Annotated in this window: 6 protein-coding genes; 2 read left to right on the top strand and 4 right to left on the bottom strand. The window is 53.9% G+C overall.

Annotated features, from left to right (window positions below; all coding sequences use genetic code 11):
- Window positions 1-2: 2 nt before the first annotated feature.
- The 4 genes from J7M22_00185 to nuoF are packed head-to-tail and all read right to left on the bottom strand — an operon-like array spanning window position 3 to window position 6,904.
- A complete protein-coding gene (locus J7M22_00185) occupies window positions 3-836 on the bottom strand; it encodes a sugar phosphate isomerase/epimerase (GenBank protein ID MCD6505014.1) in 834 nt (277 codons plus the stop codon).
- A complete protein-coding gene (fdhF, locus tag J7M22_00190; protein ID MCD6505015.1) occupies window positions 833-3,532 on the bottom strand; it encodes a formate dehydrogenase subunit alpha in 2,700 nt (899 codons plus the stop codon). Before fdhF ends, J7M22_00185 begins: the two co-directional genes overlap by 4 nt.
- A gap of 26 nt (window positions 3,533-3,558) precedes the next feature.
- Window positions 3,559-3,792, bottom strand: coding sequence for a DUF2283 domain-containing protein (locus tag J7M22_00195; protein MCD6505016.1), 234 nt, complete (start codon window positions 3,790-3,792; stop codon window positions 3,559-3,561).
- Window positions 3,793-3,808: 16 nt separating this feature from the next.
- On the bottom strand, window positions 3,809-6,904 hold the full coding sequence (gene nuoF / locus J7M22_00200) for an NADH-quinone oxidoreductase subunit NuoF (GenBank protein MCD6505017.1): 3,096 nt from the start codon (window positions 6,902-6,904) through the stop codon (window positions 3,809-3,811).
- Window positions 6,905-6,956: 52 nt separating this feature from the next.
- On the opposite strand from nuoF, the gene deoC reads away from it, so the two are divergent.
- On the top strand, window positions 6,957-7,544 hold the full coding sequence (gene deoC, locus J7M22_00205; GenBank protein ID MCD6505018.1) for a deoxyribose-phosphate aldolase: 588 nt from the start codon (window positions 6,957-6,959) through the stop codon (window positions 7,542-7,544).
- 153 nt (window positions 7,545-7,697) lie between these two features.
- Complete coding sequence (locus J7M22_00210) at window positions 7,698-7,922, top strand: type II toxin-antitoxin system Phd/YefM family antitoxin (protein MCD6505019.1); 225 nt, start codon at window positions 7,698-7,700, stop codon at window positions 7,920-7,922.
- The last annotated feature ends 288 nt before the right edge of the window (window positions 7,923-8,210 follow it).

The following is an 8,210-nucleotide window of genomic DNA, read 5'->3' on the forward strand; positions in this document are numbered from 1 at the left end:
TATTAACGCCGTTCATTCAATAACCGCGAGAGATATCTTCCTGATTCCCTTGCCTTTTCGATCATCTCCGGCTCCTCCAGTTCTATCACGAACAACCCTCCATAACCGATCTCCTTCAACGTCTGAACCAGTCGGGGAAAATCTATAACGCCTTCGGGGACTGACCGGTGATCCCTCCAATCGCTGAGACGCACGTTATGGACGTGAAGGTGAAGGAGCCTTCCCCCCAACTCTCTTACGAGTTTTTCCATAAGATCGTTCAGCGTCTTTGCCCTCTCCTCCAAGTTGGATATCGACTTTATATCATCGAAATAAGCACAATGTCCTACATCCAGGGTCGCCCCCATCGAGGGATGTTCGACAGATTCGATCAGCGACACGAACTTTTTCAGATCTCCACCGACGTTTTCGACGCCGATCCTAACCCCTTTCCCTATCGCGTAATCCCCGATCCTTCGGAGAAACTCCGCTTGATCTTCAACAGTAGCTTTGGGTTTATGGTGTATCGTGACTATCTCAGCCTCAAGATAGGCAGCGCAGTCTATCCAACTCTTCCAATCATCATCCCATGCCTGATGGACGGCGATATGTTTGAACCTCTTAAGCATCCCTTTAAGTCTGCAACGGCCATCTTCGTTCAGCTCATAAAATCTGAAGGTCGGAAACTCACCAAGGGAATGCCTCGTGTTAGGTCCCCCCGGCAGGGACATTACGGATTGGAACCCGATCGCCCTCGCTGTCTCCAAAGCCTCGTAGAGCTCCAATCCAGCTAGCGTGGGAAGCCCTAAAGCCACCCGTTCGCTCAGAATAACCTCTTCCATCGTTATCCCATTCACCCGTCTCTCATTTCAGGCTCGATCTTAACGGCGCAGACTTTGAGCTCCGGTATCTTGGCTATCGGGTCAAGGGCGTCGTTCGTCAGAAGGTTAGCGGCCGATTCCCTGAAATGGAACGTCATGAAAACCACCCCCTTGCTTACGACATCCGTAACAGAAGCTCTCGCCGTGACCTCTCCCCTCCTCGATCTGACCCTGACGAGCTGGCCGTCTTTGATCCCAAGCTCCTCAGCGTCTTCCGAGCTTATCTGCACAACCCCCTCCGGATAGATCTCGTTTAGCCCCTTAACGCGCGATGTCATCGTCCTGGTATGCCAGTGATAGAGCACCCTTCCGGTGGTCAACAGAAGCGGATATTCGTCGTCGGGAAGCTCGTCCGCTGGCCTGAAGGGGGTGATGTGGAATTTACCCAATCCCCTCGAGAACTTATCCTTGTGGAGGAATTTCGTCCCCGGGTGTGTTCGATCGGTGCACGGCCACTGTAGGCCACCTTTCTCGAGCCTGTCGTAGAATATCCCGCCGTAGATCGGGGTAAGCAACGCTATCTCGGCCATGATCTCTGCCGGTGAGTCGTAATCCATCTCATAGCCCATTTCCCTCGCCAGCTCGCAGATTATCCTCCAGTCCTCCATCGCCTCTCCAGGCGGATCGATCGCCTTTCTCACCCGCTGTATCCTTCTCTCCGTATTGGTGAAGGTTCCATCCTTCTCGAAGGCGGACGCCGCTGGAAGCACTACATCGGCATATTCGGCCGTCTCGGTGAGGAAGATGTCCTGAACGACCAGGAAGTCCAGCTTCTGGAGAGCCTTTCTAGTCCTGTTCAGGTTCGGATCGGAAAGGGCCGGATTTTCGCCCATGATGTACATGGCCTTGATCTTCCCCTCCTCAACGGCGTGCATCATCTCGACAACGGTCAGTCCGGGTTCCGATGGCAGATCCACACCCCAAGCCCTTTCGAACTTGGCCCTCACCTCAGGATCGTCCACCCTCTGATATCCGGGAAAGACGTTCGGCAAAGCGCCGAGATCACAGGCTCCCTGAACGTTGTTCTGCCCTCTCAAGGGGTTGACGCCCGTGCTCTCCCTGCCGACGTTGCCGGTGAGCATAGCGAGGTTAGCCAAAGCCAGGACGTTATCCGTGCCGGTGGTGTGCTGGGTTATGCCCATGCTGTAGATTATGGAGCTTCTTCGAGCTTTAGCGTAGATCCTCGCCGCCTCGATTATCCTCTCGGCCGGCACCCCTGTTATCCTCTCGACCGCCTCAGGGGTATAGTCCTTGATGAAGTCCCTGAAGAGCTCAAATCCCTCCGTTCGTGCTTCGATGAACTCCTCATTGTGTAGCTCCTCGGAGATGATGACGTTCATCATCCCGTTAAAGAGCGCCACATCGGTTCCGGGCCTCTGCCTGAGCCATAACGTTGCGAAGGAGACCAGCTCTATCTTTCTGGGATCGGCCACGATGAGCTTGGCGCCGTTTTTCATCACGGCCTCTTTGATCCGAAGGGCGATTATGGGATGGTTCTCGGTCGTATTGGAGCCGGTCACGAGGATGCACTCGGCGTCGGCGATCTCGTCGATGGAGTTGGTCATCGCACCGCTACCGAAGGCCCTCGCCAAACCCGCGACGGTCGAGGCGTGACAGAGCCTCGCACAGTGATCGACGTTATTCGTCCCCACCACGGCCCGCATGAATTTCTGGAAGAGGTAGTTCTCCTCGTTGGTGCATTTTGCCGATGAGAGTCCGGCTATTGAGTCTGGACCATATTTCTCTTTGAGCTCGCCCAGCTTCTTCGCCACAAGCGAGAGGGCTTCATTCCAGCTCGCCTCTCTGAACCTTCCGTTCTCCTTGATCAGCGGTTTCGTGAGCCTGTCGGGATGATGTGTGAACTCAAAGGCGAACTTCCCCTTGACGCAAAGCCATCCCTGGTTTACGGTTCCCTCCGATCTGGAGGTAACCTTAACAATCCTATTGTCCTTGACGTGAATCGTGAGACTGCATCCGCATCCGCAGTAAGGACATGTGGTCTCGATCTTTTCGAGCTCCCACTCTCTTCCCATCCTCTTTCTCCCCTTTTCGATCAGAGCTCCGACGGGGCAGACGAGGACGCAGTTGCCGCATGAGACGCAGTCCGTTTCTCCCAGGGGCTTATCGAATTCAGCCCCTATCTTCGTCCTGAATCCCCTGTAGATGAAATCTATCACGCCCTGATACTGCACCTCCTGACAGACTGTGACGCATCTGCCGCAGAGGACGCATTTGGAGTAATCCCTTTCGAAGAAGGGATTTGTGTCGTCTATGGGATAGGAGTGCCTCTCGCCGTCGAACCTGCTCTTCGAGACGCCCAGCTCATAAGCGTATTTCTCCAACAGACAGGAGCCGCTTTTCTCACATGTCATGCAGTCAAGCGGATGGTCGGATATAAGAAGCTCGATGACCAATCTCCTGGCTTTCCGGACCCTCTCGGTGTTCGTCCATACGACCATCCCCTCCGAGACGGGATATGAGCATGAGGGGACGAGGGTTTTAGCGCCCTCAACCTCAACCACACAGAGCCTACATGCGCCTGTGGGTGGAAGGCCCTCCATGTAACAGAGATGTGGTATCTCTATGCCGATCGATTTGGCAGCCTCCAGTATCGTCATCCCCTCCTCGACCGTGACCTTTCGTCCATCGATCATTAAACTGACCTTTCCCATCGTTCAACCTCCAGCTGCTTAGTCGCTTAAACTGCTTCCCTTTTCGCCCTCAGGGAAGGGAAGATCTCCAAGACAACTTTATCAGCATCGTCTCCTAAAACTGAGCTAGCGTTTAAAATCTCCAGCCCCGCCAGCTTGCCATTGGGGCCGTAATTAGCTATCACATCCTCGCTTATCTCTCGCGCCTCAGCCTTCCCAGGGGGCAGAGGGCGAAACTCAACGTATAGAGCATCCACTTGGGCATCGTAAAACACCCTCATGTTACTCCCTCCTCGTTTATCCGCTTCCCCTTCTCTGTTCCAAGTCGCATCTCAGGCACCGTTTGGCCTCTTCACGGGCATCGCTCTCGCTCAAGGCCCTCTCAACCTCCTGGAATCCCCTTATTCGTTCCTTAACGGGGAGGCTCGATATGACATGTCTCCCCCTTTCTGAGGGTTCGATCTCCCTTTCAAGCTCTTCCGGAGGGATGAACTTCTTCCTGATCTCCAGCCGACCTTCCATCAGATCCTGTCCTCTGAGATATCTATCAATTGAGATAGCGGCCCTTTCCCCGGCGGCTATCGCCTCGATGACAGTCGCTGGGCCTGTAGCGACATCTCCTCCCGCGAAGACCCCTTGTATCTGTGTGGCCAGCGTGATCGGATCGACGTTCAACTCCCCTTCGATGAATGGAAGCTCAGCTCTTTGACCTATAGCGAGGATCACCTGATCGAGATCGATCCTGAATTCAGAGCCCTCAACGGGGATGGGTCGTCTACGTCCTGTCTCGTCATATTCGCCTAACTCCATTCTTATACACTCTAAGCCTTTAACCTTTTCGCCTCCCAGGATCCTTCGAGGCGAGGTGAGATACTCGATCCTCACCCCTTCCTTTTCTGCCTCTTCGATCTCGCTTTCAATGGCGGGCATCTCAGATCGGGTTCTGCGATAGAGAATCTGAACCTGTGAGGCGCCGAGTCTCACGGCTACTCTGGCGGCATCGATAGCCACATTTCCGCCGCCTATTACAGCGACCTTTTCGCCGAGTTTGACCTTTTCACCGAGATTCACCTTTTTGAGCAGTTCTAAGCCGCTCAAAACACCCTCGAGATCTTCACCCGGAATTCCGAGCCCTACGCTGCCTTGGGCGCCGACAGCTATGAACACCGCATCAAATTCTCTTTTAATTTGGTCGAGCGATATATCCTCACCCACAGGTGTTTCCGTCCTGATTTCCACTCCCAGATCCCTGATGAGTTGTATCTCCCTCTGCACGATATCCTTAGGAAGCCTATAGCCTGGGATTCCAAGGGAGAGCATCCCTCCGGGGACAGGAGCCGATTCAAACATCGTCACAGGATACCCTTTTCTCACCAGGTGATAGGCTGCTGAAAGGCCGGCAGGACCGGAGCCGATGACGGCAACTTTTTTCTCCCTTCTTTCGATTTTTCTCACCTTCTCGATCAGTTCTCTCCTATATTCATCCCATGCCTGATCAGCGGCGAAACGTTTGAGGGCCTTGATCGCCACGGGGGCGTCCACCTCGCTCCTCCTGCATTTCAACTCGCAGGGCTGATGGCAGACTCTGCCGCAAACGCCGGGGAACGGTATCCTCTCCATGATAACGGAGAGAGCCCCTTTATAATCTCCCTCGGCTATGAGGCTAACATATCCTGGAACGTCAATCCCGGCGGGACATGCGTGCTGACATGGAGAGTCGAAGAGGGCTTCACAGGCACAGGCCGGACATCTCTTCTCCTTTATATGCGCCTCGTATTCGTCCCTGAAATACCGGATCGTCGAGAGGATCGGATTAGGGGCGGTCTGGCCAAGCCCACAGAGGGCCGAGTCCTTGATCGTCCAGGCCAGCTCCTCGAGCAGCTCGACATCCCCTTCTCTTCCCTCTCCCTTCGTTATCCTCTCAAGTATCTCAAGCATCCGCTTGGTTCCGATGCGACAGGGGACGCATTTGCCGCAAGATTCGCTCTGGATGAAATCCATGAAGAACCTTGCCACATCGACCATACAGGTGGCGTCGTCCATCACCACCATTCCACCTGAGCCCATTATCGCGCCGGCCTCGGTGAGCGACTCGTAATCTATCGGCAGATCAAGATGTCTCTCAGGTATGCATCCCCCTGATGGCCCGCCGATCTGAACGGCCTTGAACCTCCTGCCCTCCGGCACGCCGCCTCCTATGTCGAATATGACCTTCCTCAACGGCGTCCCGATCGGCACCTCCACCAATCCCGTGTTGTTCACCTTGCCCGCCAGGGCGAATATCTTCGTCCCCTTGCTTCTTTCGGTGCCGATCTTCGAGTATTCGTCGGCACCTTTCTCTATGATGATGGGGATATTGGCCCAGGTCTCGACGTTGTTGATGTTGGTGGGTTTGCCCCAAAGGCCGGATTGTGCCGGGAAGGGCGGCCTCGGCCTCGGCATACCCCTTCTCCCCTCGATCGACGCTATCAGAGCTGTCTCCTCGCCACAGACGAAAGCACCCGCTCCCTTCTTCATCTTTATCCTGAAGGAGAAATCCGTTCCCAAGATATTCTCGCCCAGCAATCCCAGCTCCTCGGCCTGTTCGATAGCTATCTGGAGGTGTTCGACCGCTATGGGGTATTCGGCCCTGACGTAGATATAGCCTTCCTGAGCCCCTATCGCATATGCGCCGATCAGCATCCCCTCTATGACGCTGTGAGGATCGCCCTCCAGCACCGCCCTGTCCATGAAGGCCCCCGGATCGCCCTCGTCAGCGTTACAGATGATGTATTTCGGATGGCCTTTTGCGAGCCTCGTGAACTCCCACTTCCTGCCTGTCGGAAATCCCGCTCCACCTCTTCCGCGGAGTCCTGACCTTTTTACCTCCTCGATCACCTCCTCCGGTTTCATCCCGGAGAGGACCTTCGCCAAAGAGGAGTACCCTCCCCTTGCGATGTACTGGCGGATATCGGTGGGATCGATTTTACCGCAGTTTCTGAGCACCCATTTGGTCTGCTCTCTGTAAAAGGGCACCTCGCCGCTTTTAACGTAAACCCGTCCATCTCTTGGATCCCTGAAGAGCAGCCTTTCAACCACCTCGCCCTTGAGCAAGGTCTCGGAAACGATCTCGGGCACGTCATCCGGAGTCAACTGCTGATAGAAGATATCATAGGGATCTATGACGATAACGGGAGCTCTCGCACAGAAGCCGTGACATCCGGTTGAGATTATATCCACCTTCTCCTCGAGTCCTTTCTCCTTTATCTCTGAGAGGAAGGCCTCTCTTATCTCACCTGCACCGTAAGCCCTGCATCCCGTCATACAGATGCGGACCTTCACCTTGTTAGGATCTTCCCCTTTGAGGATCTCCCTTTGGAGCGAGTCCAGATCTTCGATTTTTTCGAGCTTCATTTCACCCGCACCAAACCTCCCGTGCTCTGAGGAGCCCAAATGATTATAATGGTTGTCTTTCCATCTTGTCAAATGTTATCATCATGGCGCGCTTGGAACGGGGGCTCTTGATCTCTGCACCACCACGGTCGGCTTCCCCCACGGCTCACATGTGACTAGGATCAAGGTGGCGGAGGCCAAGGAGGCGCTCGATGACGGTACTGAGGAGCTGGATATGGTGGTCAACGTCGGCAAAGTTCTCAGCGGGGATTGGGACTACGTGAGGTCGGATATCAAAGCGGTGGTCGATCTGGCTCATGAAAGGGGGAAGATCATCAAGGTCATATTTGAAAACTGTTATCTTGAGGACAAGCATAAGATCAAGCTTTGTGAGATATGCGGTGAGGTGGAAGCCGATTTCGTGAAGACCTCCACCGGCTATGGGGAGGGAGGGGCGACGATTCACGATTTGAAGCTGATGATCGAGCATACCCCGCCGCACGTGAAGGTCAAAGCCGCGGGAGGGATCCGGACGCTGGACAAGCTGCTTGAGGTTCGAGCGCTTGGAGTGGCGCGCATCGGCGCAAGCCGAACCGTCGACATACTGGATGAGTGCAAGAGGCGGCTAAACAGTATGAGACTCTCAAGTGCAAGGAGTTAGCAGGATTTAGGGATCTAAAGCGGCGTTTCACCTTAGGCAGGTATATGGGCAGGATTGCAGAGAACCTTCAGAAATATATCGCTCTGAGTGGAGATCTTGAGTTTGATTACGATCACTAACTATGGTAAGATATCTCCCGAAGGAGGGATCGCGGTGGAAATTATTCCCGTGTCCAACTTCAAAGCAACGTGCCTCTCACTGCTTTCCAAAGTCAAACAAACCGGGAAACCCATCTTGGTCACCTGCAAGGGGGAACCGATAGCTTTGATCACGCCGCTTCCTTCACCTCCAAAACTTCCATCCTGGTTAGGTGAGATCACGGGTGATATACTCAGTCCAGCTCTGGAGGAAGGAAGATGGGAAATTCTGAGCCGTTGAGGCTACAAGTGAAACTCTTCACTGCTTGTGGAAAGGCGTTCCATTTGATTAGCTTGCTAAATCCATCTAGCATTTTAGGACTGTTTATGGGGAAAGGCATACGGAAGGCAAGTATATTACTCCCTATTCTCAGTATTTTCTTTACCAGCTGCGGATTTCTTGGACATCAAACTTCGATCTTGATTGAGAACACATCGGCTGAGAATTCCCGGAAGCTATGAGATGGTTCATCGAAGGCTTGACAAATAAGAAGAAAAAAGGTTTCCTTGTAGGAGGGGGCGATGAAAA

This window comes from Candidatus Poribacteria bacterium (assembly GCA_021162805.1).
GTDB lineage: Bacteria > Poribacteria > WGA-4E > B28-G17 > B28-G17 > JAGGXZ01.

Bases quoted from the DNA above. Each gene is read 5' to 3' on its own strand.
- fdhF (MCD6505015.1), bottom strand. From the start codon at position 3,532: ATGGGAAAGGTCAGTTTAATGATCGATGGACGAAAGGTCACGGTCGAG.
- J7M22_00195 (MCD6505016.1), bottom strand. From the start codon at position 3,792: ATGAGGGTGTTTTACGATGCCCAAGTGGATGCTCTATACGTTGAGTTT.
- nuoF (MCD6505017.1), bottom strand. From the start codon at position 6,904: ATGAAGCTCGAAAAAATCGAAGATCTGGACTCGCTCCAAAGGGAGATC.